Here is a 24,548-nt window from a genome sequence, read left to right as displayed (position 1 = left end):
GGTCGCCGACCTCGCCCCGGGATTCCGTAGGCTTCCGGGGTGAGCGAAAACAGCGTGTTCAGCTTCGGTGCAGCCACCGGGGTCGGGTCCATGCCGGGCGGCGACGCCCGGGAGGCCGCGAAGACCGTCACCGGTTCCGTGGAGGACTTCCCCTTCCTCGCCGAACTCCCCGCGCGCGGGCCGGGCGCCGACATGATCGGCCGGACCGCCGGGATGCTCGTCGAGCTGTACGCGCGCGTGGAGCCCAGCGGCTGGCGGATCGGCGACCGGCCGGGCCGGGACACCAAGCGGGCCCGGTCCTGGCTGGGGGAGGACCTCGACGCCCTGGAGGAGTTCACCCAGGGCTACGAGGGCCCGGTGAAGGTGCAGGCGGTCGGACCCTGGACGCTGGCCGCCGCCCTGGAACTGAGGAACGGCGAGTCGGCGCTCTCCGACCCGGGCGCCTGCCGTGACCTGGCCGGCTCGCTCGCGGAGGGACTGCGCGTCCACCTCGCCGACGTACGCGCCCGGATCCCCGGCGCCCAGGTCGTCCTCCAGCTCGACGAACCCTCCCTCGTCTCCGTGCTGCGCGGCCAGGTGCGCAGCGCCAGCGGCTACCGCACTCACCGCGCCGTGGACCGCCAGCTCGTCGAGGGAACCCTCCGCGACGTCCTCGGCGCCCACGCGGGCGGACCCGTCGTGGTCCACTCCTGCGCCCCGGACGTCCCCTTCGCGCTGCTGCGCCGGGCGGGTGCGACGGCGATCTCCTTCGACTTCTCGCTGCTCACCGAGCGTGACGACGACGCGATCGGAGAAGCCGCCGAGAGCGGGACGCGTCTGTTCGCCGGTGTCGTCCCCGGCGTGGACGGTCCGTTGTCCGACCCTGCCGGTAGCGTCATGGGTGTCAGGACGCTGTGGCGCAGGCTGGGGCTGCGGCCGGGGCTGCTTGCGGAGGCCGTCACGCTCACTCCGTCGTGCGGGCTCGCGGGGGCTTCCCCCGACTACGCGCGCAAGGCGCTCGCCCACTGCGTCCGGGCGGCGAGATCCCTCGCGGACAACCCTGAGTAACGGGAGGACACAACGGTGGCCGGCGAAAAGCACGCAGAGCCCACATCGGTACCCGCCGAGGCACGGGAGAAGCACGCGCAGCTCGCTGAGCAGATCGAGGAGCACCGCTTCCGGTACTACGTGAACGACGCGCCGGTCGTCAGCGACGCCGAGTTCGACAAGCTGCTGCGCTCCCTGGAAGCCCTGGAGGAGGACCACCCCGAGCTGCGCACCCCCGACTCGCCGACCCAGAAGGTCGCGGGCGCGTACGCCACGGAGTTCACCTCGGTCCAGCACCGCCAGCGCATGCTGTCGCTGGACAACGCCTTCTCCGATCTGGAGCTGGCCGCCTGGGCGGAGCGCGTCGCCAAGGACGTGGGCACCTCCGACCACCACTTCCTGTGCGAGCTGAAGGTCGACGGCCTCGCGGTCAACCTGACGTACGAGCGCGGCCGTCTGACGCGCGCGGCCACCCGCGGCGACGGCCGGACGGGCGAGGACATCACGCCCAACGTCCGTACGATCGCGGAGATCCCGGACCGCCTGACCGGCGACCGCGTCCCGGACCTCGTGGAGATCCGCGGCGAGGTCTACTTCCCGATGGAGAAGTTCGAGGAGCTCAACGCCCGCCTGGTGGAGGCCGGCGACAAGCCCTTCGCCAACCCGCGCAACGCGGCGGCCGGTTCACTGCGCCAGAAGGACCCGCGCGTCACCGCGTCCCGCCCGCTGCACATGGTCGTCCACGGCATCGGCGCCCTGGAGGGCTTCGACGGCCTCGGCCGCCTCTCCGAGGCCTACGCCCTGCTGCACTCGTGGGGCCTGCCCACCACGCGGTACGCCAAGGTGGTCGACGACCTCGACGGCGTACGGGAGTTCATCGCGTACTACGGGGAGAACCGCCACTCCGTGGAGCACGAGATCGACGGCGTGGTCGTCAAGCTCGACGAGATCCCCCTCCAGGGACGCCTCGGCTCCACCTCGCGGGCGCCGCGCTGGGCGATCGCCTGGAAGTACGCGCCCGAGGAGGTCAACACCAAGCTCGTCAACATCCGCGTGGGCGTGGGCCGCACGGGCCGCGTCACTCCGTACGCGCAGGTCGAGCCGGTCACGGTCGCGGGTTCCGAGGTCGAGTTCGCCACCCTGCACAACCAGGACGTGGTGAAGGCCAAGGGCGTCCTCATCGGGGACACGGTGGTGCTGCGCAAGGCCGGTGACGTCATCCCGGAGATCCTCGGCCCGGTCGCCGACCTGCGGGACGGCAGCGAGCGGGAGTTCGTGATGCCGGCCGAGTGCCCCGAGTGCGGTACGCCGCTGCGGCCCATGAAGGAGGCCGACGTCGACCTGCGCTGCCCGAACGCGCGGACCTGCCCGGCCCAGTTGCGCGAGCGGCTGTTCTACCTCGCGGGCCGCAAGGCGCTGGACATCGACCACTTCGGGTACGTCGCCGCGGCCGCCCTCACCAAACCGCTGGAGCCGTCCGAGCCGCCGCTGACCGACGAGGGCGACCTCTTCGGCCTCACCATCGAGCGGCTGCTGCCCATCAAGACGTATGTCCTCGACCAGGACAGCGGACTGCCCAAGCGTGACCCGAAGACCGGCGAGGAGAAGATCGCCACGATCTTCGCCAACCAGCAGGGCGAGCCCCGGAAGAACGCGCTTGCCATGCTCGACACCATCGCCGCCGCCAAGGACCGCCCCCTCGCGCGGGTCCTCACGGGCCTGTCGATCCGTCACGTCGGGCCCGTCGCGGCCGAGGCGCTGGCCCGCGAGTTCCGCTCCGTCGACCGGATCGAGCAGGCGACCGAGGAGGAGCTCGCCACCACCGAAGGGGTGGGGCCGATCATCGCCGCCTCCCTCAAGGAGTGGTTCGCCGAGGACTGGCACCGCGAGATCATCCGCAAGTGGCGGGCCGCCGGGGTCCGGATGGAGGACGAGGGCGCGGGCGAGGACCAGGGGCCGCGTCCCCTCGAAGGCCTCACGGTCGTCGTGACGGGCACGCTCGAACACCACACGCGGGACGGCGCCAAGGAGCAACTCCAGAGCCGTGGAGCGAAAGTGACCGGTTCTGTTTCGAAGAAGACGTCATTCGTCGTCGTCGGTGACAATCCTGGTTCGAAGTACGACAAGGCGATGCAGCTCAAGGTTCCGGTTCTGAACGAGGACGGCTTCGCGGTCCTGCTCGAACAAGGACCCGAAGCGGCGGCGGACGTCGCACTTCCGATCGAGGAGTAGCGGTTGAAGGCCACCCGTTCGGCGCATATCAGATGCATACGGGTGGCCGGGTCGCATTCGGGCAACCGTAGACGACCGCTGCCCGTGGAAGCCTTCCGCGGCCTACTGTTGACGTGTGCGCCCGTCGTGCCCAGTTGCGGCCGGCGCACCCCCTGTTCCTCGGGAGCCGGGGGAAGGGTTTTCCGACGTGGCTCCGTTGGCAGTTGTCGCCGGCGACGGACCGCGTGGCGTGGGCACCGCCGGCTGTGAGAGGGACGGGAATGGAACCGACCGAGAGCGCCGCCCCGGACTCCCGGCTGCGACTGAGCCGGATGACCGGCGCGTGGCTGGCGGGAATGCGGACCGGACGGTCCGCGCAGCGTCCCGCGCCCAGCGGCCTCGGTGCCGCACCGCTCGGCGCTCCCGCCCCGTCCGGCGCCGGCCCGCTCACCGCCGGGCGCGGCACCGGTCTGCCCGGCCAGGACCCCGAACGCCACACGGCCTGGCCCGCACTGCCCGCGGCGGTCGTCGGCGCGGCCGGCATCGTCCTGGGCGCCGGTTTCTACCGGGCGTTCAGCGACCACCACGCGCTCTTCCCGTGCGGCACCGTCGGCTGGGCCCTCGCCCTGCTGACCGGCATCATCGTCGGCCACCTCGTCGCCCTCGGCCGCGCCCGCTGGTGGGGCGGCACCGGCTCCGGCGGGGCGCTCACCCTCGCGGTCCTGCTGCTCTACGGCTGGGTCCCGGCCGGAATGGTCAGCCTGACCGTCGTCGTCCTGGTCGGCACGGCCCGCCGCAACCGCTGGCGCCAGGGCGTGCTGCACGGCGCCGTCGACATCCTCGGCATCGGCGCCGGAGCCCTCGTCCTCGCCTCGTTCGGGCGGTTCCCCAGCGTCGAGACCCCGTGGGTCGCCACGACCTGGACGCTGTACGCGGCTCCCCAGGTGGTCCTGGTCGCGTGCACCTACCTGGCCGTCACCCGGGGCCTGCTCTGGTGTCTGCACGCCCGGCGCGGTGGCGGACTGCGCACCGTCGCCCGTACGGCCCTGGTCAGACAGGGACTCGTCGCCGTCGCCGTGCTCGGTATCGCGCCGCTCGTGTGCGTCGTCGCGATGTCCCAGCCGATGCTGCTGCCCCTCTTCTCGATCCCGCTGATCGCCCTCGACTCCACCCTGTGGATAGCCCGCGCGCGGGCCGAGGAACAGCTCCGTGACCCGCTCACCGGACTGCCCAACCGGCAGTGGCTGCTGGAGCGCACCTGGACGGCCCTGGACGACGCCGAGCGCATCGGCGCACGGTCCGCGCTCATGCTGATCGACCTCGACCGGTTCCGGTCGGTGAACGACACGTTGGGGCACCTCGCCGGTGACCGGCTCCTCCTCCAGATCGCCGACCGGCTACGGCTCGCCCTGCCGCGCGGGGCGGAGGCCGCACGACTCGGCGGGGACGAGTTCGCCGTGTTACTCCCGGTCGCGGACTCCACCACGTCGGCCACCCGCGTCGCCCGCAACCTCGTCGCCGCCCTCGGCTCGCCGCTCGACCTCGACGGACTCACCCTCGTCCTGGAGGCCAGCGCCGGGCTCGCCGTCTTCCCCGACCACGCCCTCGAGGCCGAGGGGCTGCTGCGCCGGGCGGACGTCGCGATGTACCAGGCCAAGCGCGACCGCACGGGCGTCGAGGTCTACGAGTCCAAGCGGGACTCCAACACCCCCGACCGGCTCGGCCTGCTGGGCGACCTGCGCCGCGCGCTGGACGCCGGTGACGTCGAACTGCACTACCAGCCCAAGGTCCGCTTCGACGGGCAGGTGGCCGGCCTGGAGGCGCTCGTCCGCTGGGTGCACCCCGAGCGGGGGAAGGTGCCGCCGGACGAGTTCATCGCGATCGCCGAGTCGTCCGGGCTGATGCCCCACCTCACCGAGTACGTCCTGGAGACCGCCCTCGCGCAGGTCGCCCGCTGGCGCGCCCAGGGTCTGTTCGTACCCGTCGCGGTCAACGTCTCGCCCCGCGACGTCCACACCCCCGGTTTTGCCGGCTCCGTCGCCGCGCGTCTCGCCCGGCACGGCGTCCCCGCGGGAGCGCTCCAACTGGAGATCACCGAGCACGTGCTCCTGGAGGATCCGCAGCGGGCCGCCGACACCCTGGCGGCGCTCACCGGGCACGGCGTGAAGATGTCGCTGGACGACTTCGGCACCGGGTACTCCTCCCTCGTGCATCTGCGCAGGCTCCCCGTCAGCGAGCTGAAGATCGACCGGTCGTTCGTCGCGCGGCTCGCCGTGGACACCGAGGACGCCGAGATCGTGCGCTGCACCGTCGATCTCGCGCATTCGCTCGGGCTGCTCGTCGTCGCGGAGGGGGTCGAGGACGACGAGACGTGGGAGCGGTTGCGGGATCTGGGGTGTGACGCCGTCCAGGGCTGGCTGGTCGCCGCGGCGATGCCTCCGGAGGAGGCGACTGCGTGGCTGCTCGCCCGGGGGTCCCGGGGCTGGCAGCGTCCCCGCGCCGCGCTGCCCGCGGCGGAGTAGCCCCCCTTTCCGGGTGGGATCCCACCCCGCCCGCCCGTGACTGCCTCCCGAGAGGCTGGGCTCGCCGGGGGTGCCTCGTCGCCGTGGGCGTCTGCCCGTCGTGGGTGGTGGTTTCCCACCCGCGCACCGCCCGTTGGGGGTCTCCCGCCCAGCGGTGGGCGGTAGCGCGGAGGGACGGACGCCGACGGCGGGAAGGCCGCGCGGGAGGGCTGTGCCTGGTGGCTGAGGGTTACGGGTGGTGCGGGGGCGGGGGATCGTCCGGCCGGAGGCCGGCGGTCCGGTGCGGTGCACGCCGGTCGGCGTCAACGCACCGAAGACCGGCAGGCTCGGTGGGGCCGATCGCCGGGCAGGCGCGATGGGGCGACGGCCGGCCAGTCTCGGCGGGGCCGACCGCCGGGGAGAGTGGCGTGGGGGATTGCGGGGTTTGGGCGGAGGTCCGGGGGGCGTCCGCGGCAAACCCGGGCGCGGGCACAGGCGCGGGACCCATAGGATTGGGCCAAACCACACACACTCACCCCAGAGGATCGCTGCATGCCTGGCATCACGCGCGAGGAGGTCGCCCACCTCGCACGGCTGGCGCGTCTGGAGCTGAAGGGCGAAGAGCTCGACCACTTCGCCGGCCAGCTCGACGACATCATCGGCGCGGTCGCCCGCGTCAGCGAGGTCGCCGACCAAGACGTACCGCCGACCTCTCATCCGCTGCCGCTGACGAACGTCATGCGCGCGGACGAGGTCCGTCCGTCGCTCACCCCCGAGCAGGCGCTCTCCGGCGCCCCGGCCCAGGAGCAGCAGCGTTTCAAGGTGCCGCAGATCCTGGGGGAGGACTAATCACCATGACGGACACCAACGTCAACATCATCAAGCTCACCGCCGCCGAGATCGCCGAGAAGATCGCGGCGGGCGAGCTGACGGCCGTCGAGGTCACCGAGGCCCACCTCGCCCGGATCGGGGCCGTCGACGAGAAGGTGCACGCCTTCCTGCACGTCGACCGTGAGGGCGCCCTCACGCAGGCCCGCGCCGTGGACGCCAAGCGCGCGGCCGGCGAGAAGCTCGGCCCGCTCGCCGGCGTACCGCTCGCGCTGAAGGACATCTTCACCACCGAGGGCATCCCGACCACGGTCGGTTCGAAGATCCTCGAAGGCTGGATCCCGCCGTACGACGCGACGCTCACCAAGCGGCTGAAGGCCGCCGACGTCGTCATCCTGGGCAAGACCAACATGGACGAGTTCGCCATGGGGTCCTCCACCGAGAACAGCGCGTACGGTCCGACCGGCAACCCGTGGGACCTCACGCGCATCCCCGGCGGCTCCGGCGGCGGCTCGTCCGCGGCCCTCGCCTCCTACCAGGCGCCGCTCGCGATCGGCACCGACACCGGCGGTTCCATCCGCCAGCCGGCCGCCGTCACCGGCACGGTCGGCGTCAAGCCGACGTACGGCGCCGTGTCGCGGTACGGCATGGTCGCCTTCTCCAGCTCCCTCGACCAGGGCGGCCCCTGCGCCCGTACGGTCCTGGACGCGGCCCTGCTCCACGAGGTCATCGCCGGCCACGACCCGCTGGACTCGACGTCCATCGACGCCCCGGTCCCGCCGGTCGTCGAGGCCGCCCGCAACGGCAGCGTCGCCGGCATGCGCGTCGGCGTCGTCAAGCAGTTCCGCGGCGAGGGCTACCAGGCCGGTGTGGTGCAGCGCTTCGACGAGGCCGTCACCATGCTCAAGGAGCTGGGCGCCGAGATCGTCGAGCTGGACTGCCCGTCCTTCGACCTGGCGCTCTCCGCGTACTACCTGATCGCCCCGTCCGAGTGTTCGAGCAACCTCGCCCGCTTCGACGGCCTGCGCTACGGCGCGCGCGTCGGCGACGACGGTACGCACTCCGCCGAGGAGGTCACCGCCCTCACCCGTGAGGCCGGCTTCGGCCCCGAGGTGAAGCGCCGCATCATGCTCGGCACGTACGCGCTCAGCTCCGGCTACTACGACGCGTACTACGGCAGCGCCCAGAAGGTCCGTACGCTCATCACCCGCGACTTCGAGAAGGCGTTCGAGCAGGTCGACGTGATCGTCTCCCCGACCACGCCCACCACCGCCTTCCCGATCGGCGAGCGCGCGGACGACCCGATGGCGATGTACCTCGCGGACCTGTGCACCATTCCGACCAACCTGGCCGGCAACTCCGCCATGTCGCTGCCCTGTGGTCTCGCTCCGGAGGACAATCTCCCGGTCGGCCTGCAGATCATCGCCCCCGCCCTCCAGGACGACCGGCTGTACAAGGTCGGCGCCGCCGTCGAGGCAGCCTTCGTGGAAAAGTGGGGGCACCCGCTGCTTGAGGAGGCTCCGTCGCTGTGAGCAAGGCAATGTCCAAGGCCAAGGGTTTCAAGAAGTCCAAGTCCGGCACGTACCTGTCCATGGCCGGCACGGCCTTCGGTGCGCTCGGTGTCGCCAAGCAGGTCAAGAAGGCCCGCTCGGAGAACGACACGCTGCGCCTGCTCGACGCGGCCGTGTCCGCCGCCGCCATCGTCACCGGCCTCGCCATCCTCTACCGGGAGCTCAAGCGCCTGGGCGACGACGACGTCCTGCTGGGCTGAGAGGGAAGTTTTCACCGTGACCACCACGACCGACGAGTTGGTGTCGTACGAGGACGCTCTGGCGACCTACGACCCCGTCATGGGCCTCGAGGTCCACGTCGAACTCGGCACCAAGACCAAGATGTTCTGCGGCTGTTCGACCGAGTTGGGCGCCGCGCCCAACGCGCAGACCTGCCCCACCTGCCTCGGCATGCCCGGCGCGCTCCCGGTCGTCAACGCGATCGGCGTCGAGTCCGCCATCAAGATCGGCCTCGCGCTGCACTGCGAGATCGCCGAGTGGTGCCGCTTCGCCCGGAAGAACTACTTCTATCCGGACATGCCGAAGAACTTCCAGACCTCCCAGTACGACGAGCCGATCGCCTTCAACGGCTATCTGGACGTCCAGCTGGAGGACGGCGAGGTCTTCCGCGTGCAGATCGAGCGCGCCCACATGGAGGAGGACACCGGCAAGTCGCTGCACGTCGGCGGTGCCACCGGCCGCATCCACGGCGCCTCGCACTCCCTGCTCGACTACAACCGCGCGGGCATCCCGCTCATCGAGATCGTCACCAAGCCGATCGAGGGCGCGGGCGAGCGTGCACCCGAGGTCGCCAAGGCGTACGTCGCCGAGCTGCGCGAGCTCATCAAGGCGCTCGGTGTCTCCGAGGCACGCATGGAGCAGGGCCAGATGCGCTGCGACGTGAACCTCTCGCTGCGCCCGCACGGCCGCGAGAAGTTCGGCACGCGCTCCGAGACGAAGAACGTCAACTCCCTGCGTTCCGTCGAGCGTGCCGCCCGCTTCGAGATCCAGCGCCACGCCGCGGTGCTGAACTCCGGCGGCACGATCATCCAGGAGACCCGCCACTTCCACGAGGACACCGGGTCCACGACCTCGGGCCGTGTGAAGGAGGAGGCCGAGGACTACCGGTACTTCCCGGAGCCCGACCTCGTCCCCGTCGCCCCGTCCCGTGACTGGGTGGAGGAGCTGCGCGCCGGGCTTCCCGAGCAGCCGCTGGCCCGTCGCAACCGGCTGCGCGAGGAGTGGGGCGTCAATGCCCACGACATGCAGTCGATCCTCAACGCCGGTGCCATCGACCCGATCGTCGCGACGATCGAGGCCGGGGCCGACGCCACGTCCGCCCGCAAGTGGTGGATGGGCGAGCTGGCGCGCAGCGCCAACGAGTCCGGCAAGGCGCTGGAGGACCTGCCGATCACCCCGGCGCAGGTCGCCCGGGTGGCCGAGCTGGTCACGTCCGGCGATCTGAACGACAAGCTGGCCCGCCAGGTCATCGAGGGCGTTCTCGCCGGCGAGGGCACTCCGGACGAGGTCGTCGAGAAGCGCGGCCTGAAGGTCGTCTCGGACGAGGGCGCGCTGACCGCCGCCGTCGACGAGGCCATCGCCGGGAACCCGGGCATCGCCGACAAGATCCGCGGCGGCAAGGTCCAGGCCGTCGGCGCGCTCGTCGGTGCGGTCATGAAGGCCACCCGCGGCCAGGCCGACGCGGCCCGCGTCAAGGAGCTCATCCTGGAGAAGCTGGGCGTCAGCGAGGGCTGAGGTCACGTTTTCCCACGTCTCAGGGGGCGCATCGCTGTCGATGCGCCCCCTGAGGTGCGTCCGGGCTCGTTCCGGACCGGCCGTGCCACGCGTGGGACGGCGGAGTTCACACGAATGCCCTGGGACGGGGGTCGCAGATGTGTGAGTAAGCCCACGAATGCGACAAAGGATCATTTCCGGCTGTAAGAGTGATGACGCATGAGTCATGCGTTCTTTGCGGGCAGTTCCCGATAAAGATCCCCAAATCCCCCAGGGAGCTCGTCCGTGGCAGCCCTCGCACGTTGGTGTGTCCAGCACCGCCTCGTTGCCGTACTGCTCTGGCTGGTCGCCTTCGGCGGCGTGACCGCTGCCGCCGCCGTGACGGGCTCCTCGTACTCGAACGACTACGAGGCCCCCGGCACCGAGTCCGGCCGCGCCACCCAGCTCCTCGGCGAGGGCTTCCCGGGCCTCGGCGGCGACAACGACACGGTCGTCTGGCACACCGGCCACGACGACGGCGTGCGTTCCCCCGCCGTCGAGCAGTCGATGACCCGCACCCTGGACAAGATCGCCGAGCTCCCCGGAGTCGCCTCCGTCGACAGCCCGTACGGCCGCGGCGGCGCCGACCGGATCAGTGAAGACGGCCGCACCGCGTACGCGAACGTCACCTTCACGGACCGGGCCGAGACCATCGACAAGGGCGAGGTCCGCGCCGTAGTCGACACCGCGAAGGCGGCCGGGACCGACGGGCTCGACGTGGAACTGGGCGGCAGCGCCGTCGCCCTCACGCAGTCGTCCGGCGGGCACCTCGCCGAGATCGTCGGCGTGGTCGTGGCCGCCGCCGTCCTCTTCCTCGCCTTCGGCTCCCTCGCCGCCTCCATGCTGCCCATCGCCACCGCCCTGGTCGGCGTGGGCACGGCGTACTTCGGGATCGTGCTCCTCGGGCACGCCATGACCGTCGCCGACTTCGCCCCCATGCTCGGCATGCTGATCGGGCTCGGTGTCGGCATCGACTACGCGCTGTTCATCGTGACGCGACACCGGCGCGGCCTGAAACGCGGACTGCCGGTGGCCGAGGCCGCGCGGAACGCCGTCGCCACCACGGGCCGTGCCGTCGTCTTCGCGGGGGCCACCGTCTGCATCGCCCTGCTCGGCATGCTCATCCTGCGGCTCGGCTTCCTCAACGGCGTCGCCATCGCCGCCTCCCTGACCGTCGTCCTCACCGTCGCGGCCTCCGTCACGCTGCTGCCCGCGCTGCTCTCGTTCATCGGGCCCCGCGCCCTGAGCCGCCGCGAACGGCGCCGGCTGGAGGAGCACGGACCGGAACCGGAGCTGCCCACCGGGTTCGCCGCCCGCTGGTCCGCCTTCGTCGAACGCCACCCGAAGGTGCTCGGCGGCGTCGCCGTCGTCGTGATGGCGCTGCTCGCCCTGCCCACGTTCTCCCTCCATCTGGGCACCTCCGACCAGGGCAACGACCCGCGGACGACGACCACCCGGCAGGCCTACGACCTCATCGGCAAGGGCTTCGGACCCGGCGTGAACGGCCCCCTGACCCTCGTCACCAAGGTCGGCGGCTCCGAGGACCGCCTGGCGCTCGACACCCTGGACCTCTCGCTGCGGCTCACCCACGGCGTCGCCTCGGCGACCCCGGTCACCTACAACACCGCGGGCGACACCGCCTACCTCACCGTCGTCCCGTCCTCCGCCCCGCAGTCCAAGGACACCAGCGACCTCGTCGACCGGCTGCGCACCGAGGTCCTGCCGCGCGCCGAGGCCGGCACCTCCCTCGACGTGCAGGTGGGCGGGGTGACGGCGAGCTACGACGACTTCGCCGACGTCATCGTCGGCAAGCTGCCGCTCTTCGTCGGCGTCGTCATCAGCCTCGGCTGCGTCCTGCTGCTCCTCGCGTTCCGTTCGATCGGCATCCCGCTCAAGGCGGCCGTGATGAACATCGCCGCGGTCGCGGCCGCCTTCGGGGTCGTCGTCGCGATCTTCCAGTGGGGCTGGGGGAGCGACCTGCTCGGCCTCGGCCGCGCGGGACCGATCGAGCCCTTCCTCCCCGTGATCATGGTGTCGGTGCTCTTCGGACTCTCGATGGACTACCAGGTGTTCCTGGTCAGCCGCATGTACGAGGAGTGGCTGGAGACCGGCGACAACCGGCGGGCCGTCCGGGTCGGGCTGGCCGAGACCAGCAGGGTGATCAACTCGGCGGCCGTCATCATGATCTCGGTGTTCCTCGCCTTCGTGCTCAGCGGCGACCGCGTCATCGCGATGTTCGGCGTGGCCCTGGCGGCCGCCGTCGCCCTCGACGCCTTCGTCCTGCGCACGCTCCTCGTCCCCGCCCTCATGCACCTGCTGGGCGGCGCGAACTGGTGGCTGCCCGGCTGGCTCGACCACCGGCTGCCCCGCGTCAGCATCGAGGCGCCGGAGTGCCGTGCCGCCCATGAGAGGCTGGCCGAGGCGACGGACGCCGGTGTGGCGGACGTCCTGGACGCCGCCGACGCGGCGGACATGATGGCGAAGGAGCGGTAGCGGATGTACGCGATATCCCTGGGTGACGACGGGGCGCAGCTGCGGCCCCTGGAGCCGTGGCACGCCGAGGAGTTCCTCGCCCACCTGGACCGCGGCCGCGAGTTCATCGGACAGTTCATCCCCTTCGGATCCCAGTCCACGGACGTGCCGTCCACGCGGGCCCACCTCCAGCGGTACGCCGACATGCGGGCGGCGGACACCGGCTCGCTGCACGGCCTGTGGCTCGACGGCAAGCTCGTCGGCGGCGTGCTCTTCCTGAACTTCGACGCCGAACAGGGCAACTGCGAGGTCGGCTGCTGGCTGGAGCCCGCGGCCTCCGGACGCGGTCTCGTCACCCGCGCGATGCGCGTGCTCATCGACTGGGCGGTCGAGGGCCGCGGGATCCACCGGATCGAGTGGGTGGCCGCCGCGGGCAACGTGCCGAGCCTGAACGTGGCCCGCCGCCTGGGCATGACGCAGGACGGCGTCCTGCGCGAGAAGCACCCCTACCGCGGGGTCCGGCACGACCTGGAGGTGTGGTCCCTGCTCGCCCCCGACTGGCGCGCCGCACGCGCGCGCGAGGCGCACAAGGATCATTAAGGAACTTCTCAGACAGCGTCCGTACGGTGCGGGGCATGGGAACCAAGACAGTTGACGAAGCCGGGGCCGAGACCGGCGCCGAGGCGCAGCGCGACGAGCAGACCGTGGACGTCACCAAGACCGACGCGACCACGGACGACGTGACCGGCACCGAGCCGCAGGGCGTCCGGGCCGAGGAGCAGGACGAGGCCGACGCGGACCTCGTGGACGGCGACGACACCACCGCGGCCGGGTCGACCGGCGTCGGTCAGGGTGCCGCCGCCGTGGTGTCCGCCGGACTGGGCATCGTGTCGCTGACCGGCAGCTGGGTCTCCACCGTCGCCGCCGCCCGCGAGACGCTCGTCGGCCAGCTCCAGACCTCGCAGAGCGCGAGCGTCGCCAAGCAGGTCAAGGAGGTCTACGGCGACGCCTGGGCGGTCACCGCGCTGATCGGCGGCCTCTTCGCGCTCGCCGCGCTGATCGTGGGCGTCGTCGTCCTCGTCCGGCCCGCGTTCGGCGCCCCCGGCAAGCCGCAGGCCCCCTGGATCAAGTCCGTCGCCTGGGCCGGTGTCTCGCTCGGCGTCGTCGGGCTGATCCTCGCGGTCGCCAAGTACTCCGACCTCCTTCTCGGACTGCCCTCCACCAGCTGAGAACCCGACCACTCTGAGGGGCCTTAGGGCCGGCGCCGTACAACGGGTGCCGCCCTAAGGCCCTTCGCGTGCGCAAGATGCGGAACTCTCCCGATGTGGCGCACCCCCCTCGGAGACGAAGGTTGAGACATCGCCAGACAGCGAGGACGAAACCGACTCTTCACCAGGGGTACAAGATGTTCGAGTACGAGCTTCACCGCATCCGGTCCGCGGAACTGATCCGCGAGGCCCACAACGACCGGCTCGCCCAGGAGGCCCTCCGCGGTCGCCGGGCCGCCCGCCGCGCGGCCCGCCGCGAGTCCGCACAGCAGGACACGGAGGGGCGGGCCCATAGCCGCCGTCCCCGCCGGTATCCGTTCACCCGCGCCGCGTGAACGCCATGGCACCCGGCGTCGGCCGTACCGCGTACGACCGGCTGCCGGGTGGGCGGGAGGGCGGCCGTACAGGGGGCGGCCGCCTCCTGCCGGACACGGCACGTCCCGACGGGGCACCGACGGCCCACCGGATAACCGGTGCCGCGCTGTCGGTGCCCTGTGCGATGCTCGGGCCCGTGGAGACCAGGTCCGTGAGCCCCGTGTTCGTCGGACGCACCGCCGAACTGGGGGTGTTGAACGACGCGCTCTCCCGTGCCGCCACGGGAGAGCCACAGGCGTTGCTGCTCGGTGGCGAGGCCGGCGTCGGCAAGACCCGACTCCTGGAGGAGTTCGCCACCGCCGCCGCCCGCGAGGCCGCCGTCGTCGCCTGCGGCGGCTGCGTCGAGATCGGCGCCGACGGCCTCCCCTTCGCCCCGTTCTCCACCGCCCTGCGCGCCCTGCGCCGCATCCTGCCCGACGAACTCACCGCCGCGGCCGCCGGACAGGAGGAGGAACTCGCCCGCCTGCTGCCCGAACTCGCGGGGACGACCCCCGGACGGCGCTACGACGAAGAGGGCATGGCCCGTCTCTTCGAGCTCACCGCCCGCCTGCTGGAACGCGTCGCGGCGGACCGCACGGTCGTCGTCGTGCTGGAGGACCTGCACTGGGCCGACGCCTCCACCCGCCACCTGCTCGCCTACCTGTTCCGCACCCTGCGCAGCGGCCGGCTCGTCGTGATCGCCACCTACCGCGCCGACGACATCCACCGACGCCACCCGCTGCGTCCCCTGCTCGCCGAACTCGACCGCCTCCGCACCGTCCGACGTCTCGAACTGGGCCGCTTCAGCCGGGCCGAGGTCGGCCGTCAGATAGCCGGAATCCTCGCCCGCGAGCCCGACCCGGCCCAGGTCGACGAGATCTTCGCCCGCTCGGACGGCAACGCCTTCTTCGTCGAGGAACTCGCCGTCGCCGCCCACGAGGGCTGCCGCACCGGACTCACGGACTCCCTGCGCGACCTGCTCCTGGTCCGCGTCGAACGGCTCCCGGAGAGCGCCCAGCGGATCGCCCGGATCGTCGCCGAAGGCGGCTCCACCGTCGAGTACGCGCTGCTCGCCGCCGTGGCCGGACTCGCCGAGGACGACCTCATCGAGGCACTGCGGGCCTGCGTCGGCGCCAACATCCTCCTCGCCTCACCCGCCGGCGACGGCTACCGCTTCCGCCACTCCCTGGTCCGCGAGGCCGTCAGCGACGACCTGCTCCCCGGCGAACGCTCCCGCTTCAACCGCCGCTACGCCGAGGCACTGGAGGCCGCCCCGGCGCTCGTCCCGGCCGACGAACGCGTGACCCGGCTGGCCAGTTACTGGTACCACGCCCACGACGCCGCCAAGGCCCTGCCCGCCGTCCTCGACGCCTCCGTCGAGGCTCGCCGCCGGCACGCCCACTCCGAGCAACTGCGGCTCCTGGAGCGGGCGATGGAGCTGTGGGAGGTCGCCCCCGACGCCGTGCGCGCCGCGCTGCGGCCCGTCGACTACGTGGAGGCCTATCCGGCCTGCGGCTGCGACCCCGAGACGACCCCGCTCAGCTACCTCGACCTGATGGCCGAGGCGGCCGTCGCCGGACGGCTGTGCGGAGAGCGCGAGCGAGCCCTGAAGACCACCCGGCGCGCGCTGCACCTCCTGGAGAACACGGGCGATCCGCTGCGCGCCGCCTGGTTCTGGCTCCAGCGCTCCCGGCTCGTCCAGGCGCAGGTCCGCGGCGACGGCTGGGAGGAACTCGCCACCGCCCAGGAGCTGGTGCGGGGCCTGCCGCCCTCCGAGGTGCACGCCGAGGTGCTGTCCATGGTCGCCGCCTGGTGCATGCTCCACGAACCGGGCCACGGCGCCCTCTCAGCGGCCGAGCGCGCCGTGGAGTACGCGCGCATGGTCGGCGCCCGGGACGTCGAACTCAACGCCCGGCTCACCCTCGGCGGCCTGATGGTCGACTCGGGCGACGTCGAGGCCGGACTCGCCGCGATGTACCAGGTCAAGGAGGCGGCGCACCAGCACGGCGCCGCCTACGTCGTCGGCCGCCTGCACATCAACCTGCCCTCCCACCTGGAGTCCGTCGGACGCTCCCGCGAGGCCGTCGCGATCCTGCGCGACGGTCTCGAACTCGCCCGCAGAAACGGCCTGTTGGACACCCTCGCCTGGGTCTGGGGCAACCTGTCCGAGTCGCTGTACGCCCTCGGCCAGTGGGACGAGGCCGTCGACGCCGCCCGGAACGCGCTGGGCGTGGGGCTCAGCGGCAAGGCATCCGGAGTGGGTGCCGCCCGTCTCGCGCCCGTCGCCCTCGCCCGCGGCGACCTCCCCGAGGCGGCCCGCCAACTGACCGCCGCCCGCGGCCACTTCGGCACCCACGATCCGATGCCCCAGCACTCCCTGCCGCTGCTCTGCACCACCATCGGCACCGCCGCCGGCGAGGGCCGCCTCCTCGACGCCCGCGCCACCCTCGATCAGGCACTGGACGCGGGCTTCCCGCCCGGTACGCAGCGCTACGGCTGGCCGCTGCTGCTCGCCGCCGCCGTCGCGGAGGCCGACGCCCGCGGCCTGCCCGTCGCCGAACCGGGCCGCGCCCAGACCGTCGAGCGCATCCGCGCAGCCGCGAAGTCCCTGGCGGCGGGCGCTCCTGTGTGGCTCGCCCACGCCGAATGGGTCCGCGCCGAACTCGACCGGGCCGAGGGCGTGAGCACCCCGGACCAGTGGTCCGACGTGGTCACCGCTCTCGAACCCCTGGAGCGTCCCTACGACCTGGCGCGGGTCCGCCTCCGCCTCGCCGAGGCCCTGCTCGTCTCCGGCACGGACGACGACGAGCGCGCCCGGGCCACGGAACTCCTCCGGCTGGCCCGCGCCGCGGCCGACCATCTCGGAGCCCGCCCGCTCACCGACGCCGTCGCGCTCCTCGCCCAGCGCGCCCGCCTCCCCCTGGAGCACGCACCCGAGCGGTCCGCGGTGTCCTCGGACCCGGCACTGGCCCTCGGTCTCACCGGCCGCGAGCGCGACGTGCTGCGACTCGTCGCCGCCGGCCGCACCAACCGCCAGATCGCCGAGGAACTCTTCATCTCCCCGAAGACGGCCAGCGTCCACGTCTCGAACATCCTGGGCAAGCTGGACGTCTCGGGACGGGGCGAGGCTGCGGCCCTGGCCCACCGGCTGCGCCTCTTCCCGCCGGAGCCCTCCTCGGCCCCGGCTGCGGGCCGAGGTCTACGCTGAAAGGGATTCGGGCCGAGGGAGGCGCCGTGTTCAACATGTTCGAGGAGCTCTTCGCACCGGGCCGCAAGCACACCAACGACGAACGCAAGCGGCTGGAACTGAGCCGCGTGGACCTGAACGACGGCGACCCGGGCCGCGGCCCCATAGACCTGACCTCGGGCAAAGTGGTCGTACGGGCACCTCGGCATGACGAGGACCACGAGACGGACGCGGCCGAGGAGAACGACGCGGCCGAGGACCGGAAAGCGGCCCACGAGAAGGACACGGCCCAGGACCGGAACACGGGCCCGGACGGGGATGCCGCCCGGAAGAACCCAGGCCCCGCGCAGGGGCCGTAGCCCCGGGTCCGCATCAGACCTCCGCCTGCTTCCCCGCCGCAAGCTCCCGCTACTTCACCTCGATCTCCAGGAGACGGTCGTCGCCCTTCCCGGGGCTGCCGCGGCCGTCGGTCTCGCTCGTCATCAGCCAGAGCTTGTCGCCGCCCGCGGAGACGACCGTGCGCAGCCGGCCGTACTTCCCCGTGAGGAAGGCCTCGGGGTCGGCGGAGGTCTTCGTGCCGTTCAGCGGGATGCGCCACAGCCGCTCGCCCTTGAGGCCCGCCATCCATATGGATCCCTCGGCGTACGCGATCCCGCTCGGGGAGGCGTTGTCCGTGTGCCACTGGGCGACCGGGTTGTGGTACTTCGCGTCCTTGCCGATGCCCTCGACCACCGGCCAGCCGTAGTTGTCGCCGGGCTTGATCTGGTTCAGCTCGTCCCAGGTGTCCTGGCCGAACTCGGAGGCCCACAGACGCTGTTTGTCGTCCCAGGCGAGGCCCTGGACGTTGCGGTGTCCGTAGGAGTAGACGACCGAGCCGGGGAACGGATTGCCGGGCGCGGGCTCGCCGTCGGGAGTCATCCGCAGGATCTTGCCGCCGAGCGCCTTCTTGTCCTGCGCCTGGCCCCGGTCGCCCGTCTCGCCCGCACCCGCGTACAGCATCTTGTCGGGGCCGAACGCGATCCGCCCGCCGTTGTGGATGATCCCCTTGGGGATGCCCTTGAAGATCGTGTCCGGTGCGCCGAGCTGCTCGCCGGCGGGCTTCTTCGCGTCGTACAGCATGCGGACGACGCGGTTGTCGGAGGCCGTGGTCACATACGCGTAGATCATGTGGTCCGAGGCGTAGTCGGGGGAGAGGGCTATGCCCAGCAGGCCGCCCTCGCCGGCCGGGGCCACCCCGGGGACATCGCCCAGCACGGTCTTCCTGCCGGTCTTCTCGTCGATCCGGGTGATGGTCCCCTTGTCCCGCGACGACACCAGCAGGCCGCCCTCCGGCAGGGGCGCGAGCCCCCAGGGGCTGTCGAGGTCCTCGGTGACGGTGCGCACGACCTTCACCGAGCCCTTGGCCGGCGGTGTCGGCTCGGGGGCGGCGCCGCGGGAGGCCGACGACTGCGGGGCGGGGCTGCTCCCGAGGCCGGGGAACGCGCCTCCGTCGTCCGAGCCCCCTCCACCGCCGGAGGAACAGCCTGCCGTCACCAGAAAGGCAGCCGTGACCAACACGGCTGTCACTGCTCGACGTTGCACCATCTGTGTCCCTTCGACGCGGCGGTTCCACTGTTCATACACCGCTCGCGTTCCGCAGGTTCCCGATCACGGGCCGGTGAATCCGGACTCCGGCCCGCGGACGTGCCTCACTCCCAGGATCCCAGGGCCCCCGGCAGACCCGCCACCTCCGCCAGATCCTCCGGTGTCAGCCGCAGCCCCGCGGCCCCCGCGTTCTCGGTCACCCAGCGTTCCCGCTTGGCCCCCGGCACCGGAACCACGTGCGGCCCCTGCGCCAGCACCCAGGCCAGCGCCACCTGCGCGGGCGTGACCGGACGGCCCGCCTCCGAGTGGCGCCGGGCGATGCGCCGCAGACCGACCACGATGGGCTGGTTCGCGGCCATCATCTCGGCGGTGAACCGCGGATGCCGGGCCCGTACGTCGTCGGGCTCGAAGCCCTCGCCGGGGGTCAGCGTCCCGGTCAGGAAGCCGTTGCCCAGCGGCATCGCGGCGAGGAAACCGACCCCGCGCGCCGCGCACCAGGGCAGCAGCGCGTCCAGCGCCTCAGCCGACCACACCGACAGCTCGGCCTCCACGGCGCTCACCGGGAACACCTGCTGCACCCGCTCCAGCTGCCGGATCGTTCCGTCGTGCAGCCGCGCACCCGGGCGCCGGCCGGACCTGGCCCCCAGCGCGCAGAGCCCGAGCGAGCGCACCTTCCCCGCCGACACCAGCTCGGCCATCGCGCCCCAGGTCTCCTCGACCGGCACCTCCGGATCCGCCCGGTGCAGCTGGTAGAGATCGATCACGTCCGTCCGGAGCCGGCGCAGCGAGGCGTCGCACGCCCGCCTCACGTACCCGGGACGGCCGTTGGCCACGATGTGCTGCTCGCCCACCAGCAGACCGACCTTGGTCGACACGAAGGCCTCCGGGCGGCGCTGCCGGAGCGCCCGTCCGAGCAGCAGTTCGTTGGTGAAGGGGCCGTACATGTCGGCCGTGTCGAGCAGCGTCGAGCCCCGGTCGAGCGCCGCGTGCACCGCGCGCAGCGACTCCTCGCCGCTCTGTCGCGAACCGGTGTAGGCCCAGCTCATCGGCATGCACCCGAGGCCGACCGCCCCGACACCGAGCGCCGCGGCCCCGATCGTTCTGCGCTCCACCTGGTCGTGATCCTCCCTCTGCCGGCACCCCAACCTAACCTCTGCGCGCACGGGCGCCTGGCATAGCCTCCTGACCATGACTTCCGATGTGTGGCTCCCGTTTCACGCCGACGAGATCGAGGGACTCCCAGAAGGCCCCGCGTACCGCTTCTGGGACGGCGACCAGGACTTTCCCGCCGACCCGGCGGACTGCGCGTTCTACGTCGTCCCCTACATGAAGCCGCCCGCCGTGTCGCGGCGACCGCTGCCGGCGATGACGTCGGTCCGGGCCGTGCAGACGCTCTCCGCGGGTGTCGACCACGTCCTGCCGAGCCTCAAGTCCCTGCGCCCCGGCGTGGTGTTGTGCAACGCCCGTGGTGTCCACGAGGCGAGCACGGCGGAGTTGACCCTCACCCTGATCCTCGCGTCGCTGCGCGGCGTGCCCGACTTCGTGCGCGGGCAGGACAACGAGGAGTGGCGCTCGGGCTTCCGGCCGTCACTGGCCGACAAGTCCGTCCTCATCGTGGGGTACGGCTCGATCGGGTCCGCCATCGAGGACCGGCTCGCGCCGTTCGAGCTCGCGCGGGTGGCGCGCGTGGCGCGCTCCGCCCGCACCACGGAGCGCGGCCCGGTGCACCCACTCACTGAACTCCCCTCGCTGCTCCCCGCATCCGATGTCGTCGTCCTGTCCACACCGCTCACGGAGAGCACTCGGGGGCTGGTGAACGCCGACTTCCTCTCCCGGATGAAGGACGGCGCCCTGCTGGTGAACGTGGCGCGCGGCCCCGTCGTCGACACCAAGGCGCTGGTCGCCGAACTGGAGAGCGGCCGCATCACCGCGGCCCTCGACGTGACCGACCCCGAACCGCTGCCCGCGGGTCATCCGCTGTGGCACGCGCCCGGTGTGCTCATCAGTCCCCATGTCGGCGGCCCCACCTCGGCGTTCTGGCCGCGCGCCAAGCGGCTGCTCGCGCAACAACTGACGCTTTTCGTGAACCGGGAGCCGCTGCGGAACGTGGTTCTCACCACCGGCACCTGAGCACCGCTCCGTTCGTCTCCCGTCCGCCTCGAACACCCTCCGCAGTTCCCCGAACGCGGGCAGTTCCGGCATAGTCCCTGGTCGTCACGGAGCGTAGAGGAACTATGTCCCTGAGTGACGAGACTGGTGTATCGTCCCGACAGGGGCTGCGCCGCGCACCGTTCGGCGCCGGGGACGGACATTGAGACTGCGAGGGGGGCGACGGGCGATGCACGGCCTATGGACCGACGATCCGCGGCGGCGGGGCCGCCGCCGACGACCCTGGCGCGCGGCCGCACGCGGACGCGGGCACGGCTGCCATCACCACCGCAGGCACCCGAGCCGCCGCAGGCATGTCCATCCGGCGCACCGGGACCAGTTGGACCCGGGAGCACGGACCGGGTGGGCCCGGTGAGCTCCCCGGGAGCACTGCTGGCCCGCCGTCCGGTCTTCGACGGCGGGACGGGCCTGTTCTCGCAACTCGTCCTGGCCCTGGTGTGCGCGGGATACGCCGTCGGTTCCGCACTCGGCTGGGGCTCCGCGCGTCTCGCGCTGGTCATGGGCGACTTCGGGCTGAGCATCGCGGCGGGCACCGCGGCCGTCTCGTGCTTCCTCTACGCCCGTAGCCGGAGCAGCCGCTTTCGACCCGCGTGGCTGCTGTTCTCCCTCTCCTCGGCGATGGCCTCCCTCGGCAATCTGGTCTGGGGGTGGTACGAGGTCGTCCTCGAACGCCCGGTGCCCAGCCCGAGCTACGCCGACCTGTTCTTCCTCTGCTTCGCGCCGCCCGCCATCGTCGGCCTGCTGGTGCTCGCCAAGAGGCCGGTCACCAGGGCGGGTTGGGTGTGCCTCGCGCTCGACTCCTGGCTGATCGGCGGTTCGCTGCTCACCCTGTCCTGGTCGCTTGCGCTCGCCCAGGCGGCCAAGTTCGACGGACCGAGCGTCGCCCACACCGCGCTGTCGCTGGCGTACCCGCTGCTGGACATCGCACTGGTCAGCATGGTCCTCGCCCTGCACTTCCGGCGCTCCTCGGTGAACCGTTCGGCGGTGAACACCGCGATCGGGGCGCTCGCCCTGACCGTGATGTGCGACGCCCTGTTCACCTCGCCCCTCCTGCACAACAACTACCACTCGGGCCAGCTCCTCGACGCGGGCTGGTTCGCCGGCTCCCTGCTCCTCGCGTACGCACCCTGGGCCGCCACCCGGCACGGACACCCGGAGGCGGAGGAGTACGGCCCGCAGGAGCACGCCCCGGACGGGCCCGCGCGCGGGGTGCGCGAGCGCATCCCCGGCCAGCGCCGGGAGGGCCGCTTCGGTCCACCGGGCTCCGACGAGCGGCGCGGACCGCGGGCCGGCCACGAGCCCCCCGGGCCGGGAGCCCTCCGGGGCCCCGCAGGGCACGAGCGCCGGGGCGGGTCCGGTGCGCAGGAGCACGGGTACGGGCGGGAGCAGGACGGACACCCGCAGCCCGCCCCGCAGGGCCCGGGTCACGGCCGGTACCCGGTCACACGTCCGATCGCCGGTTCGCTCGCCGCGCTGACGCCCTATCTCGCCGCGGCCGTCTGCACGTTGGGGATCCTCTACAACATCCTGAACGGGCGCAGGGTGGACCGTGTGGTGCTCCTCACCGCCGGTCTCGTCGTCCTCGCCCTCGTGGTGCGCCAGGGCATCATGCTGCTCGACAACATCACCCTCACCCAGGAGCTGGCGCAGAAGGAGAACCACTTCCGCTCCCTGGTGCAGGGCTCCAGCGACGTCATCATGATCGCCGCTCCGAACGGCATCCTGCGGTACGTGAGCCCGGCCGCCGCCGGGGTCTACGGCTGTGACGCGGAGGAACTCGTCGGCTCCGAGCTCGCCTCGCTCATCCACCCCGAGGACCTCGGCTGCGTGGTCCACGAGGTGCGGCGGTTCCTCGCGGCCAGTCACGTCGAGGAGCCGACCACCCGGATCGAGTGCCGGTTCCGGTCCGGCGACGGCGGCTGGCTGAACGTGGAGTCCACCGTCAACCGGCACCACGGCGGCCTCATCTTCAACAGCCGTGACGTGACCGAACGCGTCCGTCTCCAGGCGCAGTTGCAGCACAACGCCGAGCACGACCCGCTCACCGACCTGCCGAACCGCGCGCTGTTCACCCGGCGCGTCCAGCAGGCCCTGTCCGGGCGCCGCTCCTCCGACCGGGGCACCGCCGTGCTCTTCATCGACCTCGACGGCTTCAAGGCCGTGAACGACACGATCGGGCACCAGGCGGGCGACGAACTGCTCGTCCAGGCCGCCCGCCGGCTCCAGGACTCCGTACGGCACGGGGACACCGCCGCCCGCCTCGGCGGGGACGAGTTCGCGGCACTCATCGTCGGCGACGGCGGCCGCGACCGCACGGCCCGCGAGCAACAGATAATGGAACTGGCCGACCGGCTGCGGATCAGGCTCTCCCAGCCCTACTGCATCGACGGCAACGATGTCCGCGTCGCCGCGTCCATCGGTGTCGGTTTCGCCGAACCGGGCCTCGGCGCGGGTGAGCTGCTGCGCAACGCCGACCTCGCCATGTACCGGGCCAAGGCGGCGGGCAAGGGCCGTGTCGAGTTGTACGCGCCGCAGATGCAGCAGGACGTGGTCCGCAAGGCGGAACTGGCGACCCGGCTGCGCTCCGCGCTCCAGGACGGCGAGTTCGCCCTGCTGCACCAACCGGTGGTGTCGTTGGCGAACGGCCGGATCTCATCGGTCACCGCACAGGCGCGCTGGCGTTCCTCCCAGGGGGTGCTCTTCACGCCGGCCGAGTTCCTGCGGGTGGCCGAGGACAGCGACCGCACCGCCGAGCTGAGCCGCTGGATGCTGGACGAGGCCGTCGGGCAGGCGGCCGAGCGCACCGCCGCGGGCATCGCGGTGCCGGTCGCCGTCCGGATGACCGCGCGGCGGCTGCTGGACCGCTCCATGCCGCTCGGCTCCGTCGAGTCCCTCCTCACCCGGCACGGGCTCGCGTCCGGCGGACTCGTCATCGAGCTGTCGGACACGGACCCACGAGTCCCTCTGGACGAGCTGGAGCGCCGTCTGAACGCCCTCAGGCGCCTCGGGGTCCGGATCGCCCTGGACGGCTTCGGCAGCGGCTACGCGGCGATCACAGCGCTCCGCCGGCTCCCCGTCGACATCCTGCGGCTCGACCGCAGTCTGGTCGAGGGAGTCGTCGAGTCCGCCCGACTGCACAAGATCACCAGCGGACTGCTGCGGATCGCCACCGATCTGGGGCTGCAGTCCGTGGCGGACGGGGTGGATCTCCCGGAGCAGGTGATCGCGCTGCGGGCGATGGGCTGCACCCACGGACAGGGCATGGCGTTCTCCGGACCGCTGGACGAGTACCGGCTGCGCCGTGCGCTCTCCGCCGGCCACTTCCCCGTACCGAACGGGCCGGTCGAGCCCGTTTTCGCGCGCGGTGGAGCGGGGGTGTACACCGGTGGTGTGCCCGCCGTTCTCGGCGGCGGAACGGCCCTCCGCTCACATAATGAGACTCCCGTCCCACCTACTTGACAGTCAGTGCGTGCCGGGGGGAGGGTCAATGCCATGCGCACCCGAATTCTCGTACTTGGAAAGCGCGTCGGCTGAAGCTAGGTGGTCACCGGAGGATCCGGAACACCCAGCGACCGCACCCGGCGCGCTCCCCTCGCTTGCCTCACGGCACGAGGGGTTTTTTGTT

Annotated in this window: 17 protein-coding genes; 15 read left to right on the top strand and 2 right to left on the bottom strand. The window is 72.1% G+C overall.

All coding sequences use genetic code 11. From position 1 onward, the window contains the following. The first annotated feature begins 39 nt into the window (after window positions 1–39). From AB0C62_RS12175 to AB0C62_RS12115, 13 genes are all read left to right on the top strand, one after another. Window positions 40–1,047 carry a methionine synthase gene (locus AB0C62_RS12175; protein WP_362972088.1) on the top strand — a complete coding sequence of 336 codons (1,008 nt, stop codon included), beginning with the start codon at window positions 40–42 and terminating at the stop codon, window positions 1,045–1,047. A 15-nt stretch (window positions 1,048–1,062) separates the two neighbouring features. Then, entirely contained in the window at window positions 1,063–3,258 is a 2,196-nt protein-coding gene (gene ligA / locus AB0C62_RS12170; RefSeq protein WP_362972086.1) for an NAD-dependent DNA ligase LigA, read from the top strand. 260 nt (window positions 3,259–3,518) lie between these two features. Continuing rightward, window positions 3,519–5,759 carry an EAL domain-containing protein gene (locus AB0C62_RS12165; protein WP_362972084.1) on the top strand — a complete coding sequence of 747 codons (2,241 nt, stop codon included), beginning with the start codon at window positions 3,519–3,521 and terminating at the stop codon, window positions 5,757–5,759. 531 nt (window positions 5,760–6,290) lie between these two features. Then, window positions 6,291–6,587, top strand: coding sequence for an Asp-tRNA(Asn)/Glu-tRNA(Gln) amidotransferase subunit GatC (gatC, locus tag AB0C62_RS12160; protein ID WP_015036350.1), 297 nt, complete (start codon window positions 6,291–6,293; stop codon window positions 6,585–6,587). 5 nt (window positions 6,588–6,592) lie between these two features. Next, window positions 6,593–8,098, top strand: coding sequence for an Asp-tRNA(Asn)/Glu-tRNA(Gln) amidotransferase subunit GatA (gene gatA, locus AB0C62_RS12155; RefSeq protein ID WP_362972082.1), 1,506 nt, complete (start codon window positions 6,593–6,595; stop codon window positions 8,096–8,098). A gap of 8 nt (window positions 8,099–8,106) precedes the next feature. Beyond that, window positions 8,107–8,337 (top strand): hypothetical protein, encoded by a 231-nt coding sequence (locus AB0C62_RS12150; RefSeq protein ID WP_081219570.1) that lies wholly within the window; start codon window positions 8,107–8,109, stop codon window positions 8,335–8,337. A gap of 16 nt (window positions 8,338–8,353) precedes the next feature. Next, the gene (gene gatB / locus AB0C62_RS12145; protein ID WP_362972080.1) at window positions 8,354–9,871 is read left to right on the top strand and encodes an Asp-tRNA(Asn)/Glu-tRNA(Gln) amidotransferase subunit GatB; all 1,518 of its coding nucleotides are present in this window, start codon (window positions 8,354–8,356) and stop codon (window positions 9,869–9,871) included. A gap of 264 nt (window positions 9,872–10,135) precedes the next feature. Continuing rightward, the gene (locus tag AB0C62_RS12140) at window positions 10,136–12,382 is read left to right on the top strand and encodes an MMPL family transporter (RefSeq protein WP_362972078.1); all 2,247 of its coding nucleotides are present in this window, start codon (window positions 10,136–10,138) and stop codon (window positions 12,380–12,382) included. Window positions 12,383–12,385: 3 nt separating this feature from the next. After that, window positions 12,386–12,961: a GNAT family protein gene (locus AB0C62_RS12135; RefSeq protein WP_362972076.1), complete on the top strand. Its 576-nt coding sequence runs from the start codon at window positions 12,386–12,388 to the stop codon at window positions 12,959–12,961. Window positions 12,962–12,996: 35 nt separating this feature from the next. Continuing rightward, window positions 12,997–13,590 carry a hypothetical protein gene (locus AB0C62_RS12130; RefSeq protein WP_362972074.1) on the top strand — a complete coding sequence of 198 codons (594 nt, stop codon included), beginning with the start codon at window positions 12,997–12,999 and terminating at the stop codon, window positions 13,588–13,590. Between the two features lie 176 nt (window positions 13,591–13,766). Next, a complete protein-coding gene (locus AB0C62_RS12125) occupies window positions 13,767–13,964 on the top strand; it encodes a hypothetical protein (protein WP_362972072.1) in 198 nt (65 codons plus the stop codon). A gap of 164 nt (window positions 13,965–14,128) precedes the next feature. Continuing rightward, window positions 14,129–17,191 carry an AAA family ATPase gene (locus tag AB0C62_RS12120; protein ID WP_362972185.1) on the top strand — a complete coding sequence of 1,021 codons (3,063 nt, stop codon included), beginning with the start codon at window positions 14,129–14,131 and terminating at the stop codon, window positions 17,189–17,191. A gap of 26 nt (window positions 17,192–17,217) precedes the next feature. Continuing rightward, window positions 17,218–17,529, top strand: a complete 312-nt coding sequence (locus AB0C62_RS12115) for a DUF6191 domain-containing protein (protein WP_362972071.1) — start codon at window positions 17,218–17,220, stop codon at window positions 17,527–17,529. 49 nt (window positions 17,530–17,578) lie between these two features. Here AB0C62_RS12115 and AB0C62_RS12110 read toward each other — a convergent pair whose 3' ends face one another. Together AB0C62_RS12110 and AB0C62_RS12105 are read right to left on the bottom strand one after the other, a co-directional pair. Then, entirely contained in the window at window positions 17,579–18,754 is a 1,176-nt protein-coding gene (locus AB0C62_RS12110) for a PQQ-dependent sugar dehydrogenase (protein WP_362972069.1), read from the bottom strand. Window positions 18,755–18,858: 104 nt separating this feature from the next. Then, window positions 18,859–19,866, bottom strand: a complete 1,008-nt coding sequence (locus AB0C62_RS12105) for an aldo/keto reductase (protein ID WP_362972067.1) — start codon at window positions 19,864–19,866, stop codon at window positions 18,859–18,861. Window positions 19,867–19,942: 76 nt separating this feature from the next. Between AB0C62_RS12105 and AB0C62_RS12100 the strand changes: the two genes are divergently transcribed. Together AB0C62_RS12100 and AB0C62_RS12095 are read left to right on the top strand one after the other, a co-directional pair. Next, window positions 19,943–20,884 carry a 2-hydroxyacid dehydrogenase gene (locus AB0C62_RS12100; protein WP_362972065.1) on the top strand — a complete coding sequence of 314 codons (942 nt, stop codon included), beginning with the start codon at window positions 19,943–19,945 and terminating at the stop codon, window positions 20,882–20,884. 390 nt (window positions 20,885–21,274) lie between these two features. Next, on the top strand, window positions 21,275–24,382 hold the full coding sequence (locus AB0C62_RS12095) for an EAL domain-containing protein (protein ID WP_362972063.1): 3,108 nt from the start codon (window positions 21,275–21,277) through the stop codon (window positions 24,380–24,382). Window positions 24,383–24,548 lie beyond the last annotated feature (166 nt).

Source organism: Streptomyces sp. NPDC048643 (assembly GCF_040650615.1).
In the GTDB taxonomy this organism is placed as follows: domain Bacteria; phylum Actinomycetota; class Actinomycetes; order Streptomycetales; family Streptomycetaceae; genus Streptomyces.
The sequence above is the reverse complement of the archived record's forward strand: the minus strand, read 5'-3'. Positions and strand labels throughout refer to the sequence as shown.

Bases quoted from the DNA above. Each gene is read 5' to 3' on its own strand.
- AB0C62_RS12165 (WP_362972084.1), top strand. From the start codon at position 3,519: ATGGAACCGACCGAGAGCGCCGCCCCGGACTCCCGGCTGCGACTGAGC.
- gatC (WP_015036350.1), top strand. From the start codon at position 6,291: ATGCCTGGCATCACGCGCGAGGAGGTCGCCCACCTCGCACGGCTGGCG.
- gatA (WP_362972082.1), top strand. From the start codon at position 6,593: ATGACGGACACCAACGTCAACATCATCAAGCTCACCGCCGCCGAGATC.
- AB0C62_RS12150 (WP_081219570.1), top strand. From the start codon at position 8,107: ATGTCCAAGGCCAAGGGTTTCAAGAAGTCCAAGTCCGGCACGTACCTG.
- AB0C62_RS12135 (WP_362972076.1), top strand. From the start codon at position 12,386: ATGTACGCGATATCCCTGGGTGACGACGGGGCGCAGCTGCGGCCCCTG.
- AB0C62_RS12130 (WP_362972074.1), top strand. From the start codon at position 12,997: ATGGGAACCAAGACAGTTGACGAAGCCGGGGCCGAGACCGGCGCCGAG.
- AB0C62_RS12125 (WP_362972072.1), top strand. From the start codon at position 13,767: ATGTTCGAGTACGAGCTTCACCGCATCCGGTCCGCGGAACTGATCCGC.
- AB0C62_RS12120 (WP_362972185.1), top strand. From the start codon at position 14,129: ATGCTCGGGCCCGTGGAGACCAGGTCCGTGAGCCCCGTGTTCGTCGGA.
- AB0C62_RS12110 (WP_362972069.1), bottom strand. From the start codon at position 18,754: ATGGTGCAACGTCGAGCAGTGACAGCCGTGTTGGTCACGGCTGCCTTT.
- AB0C62_RS12100 (WP_362972065.1), top strand. From the start codon at position 19,943: ATGACTTCCGATGTGTGGCTCCCGTTTCACGCCGACGAGATCGAGGGA.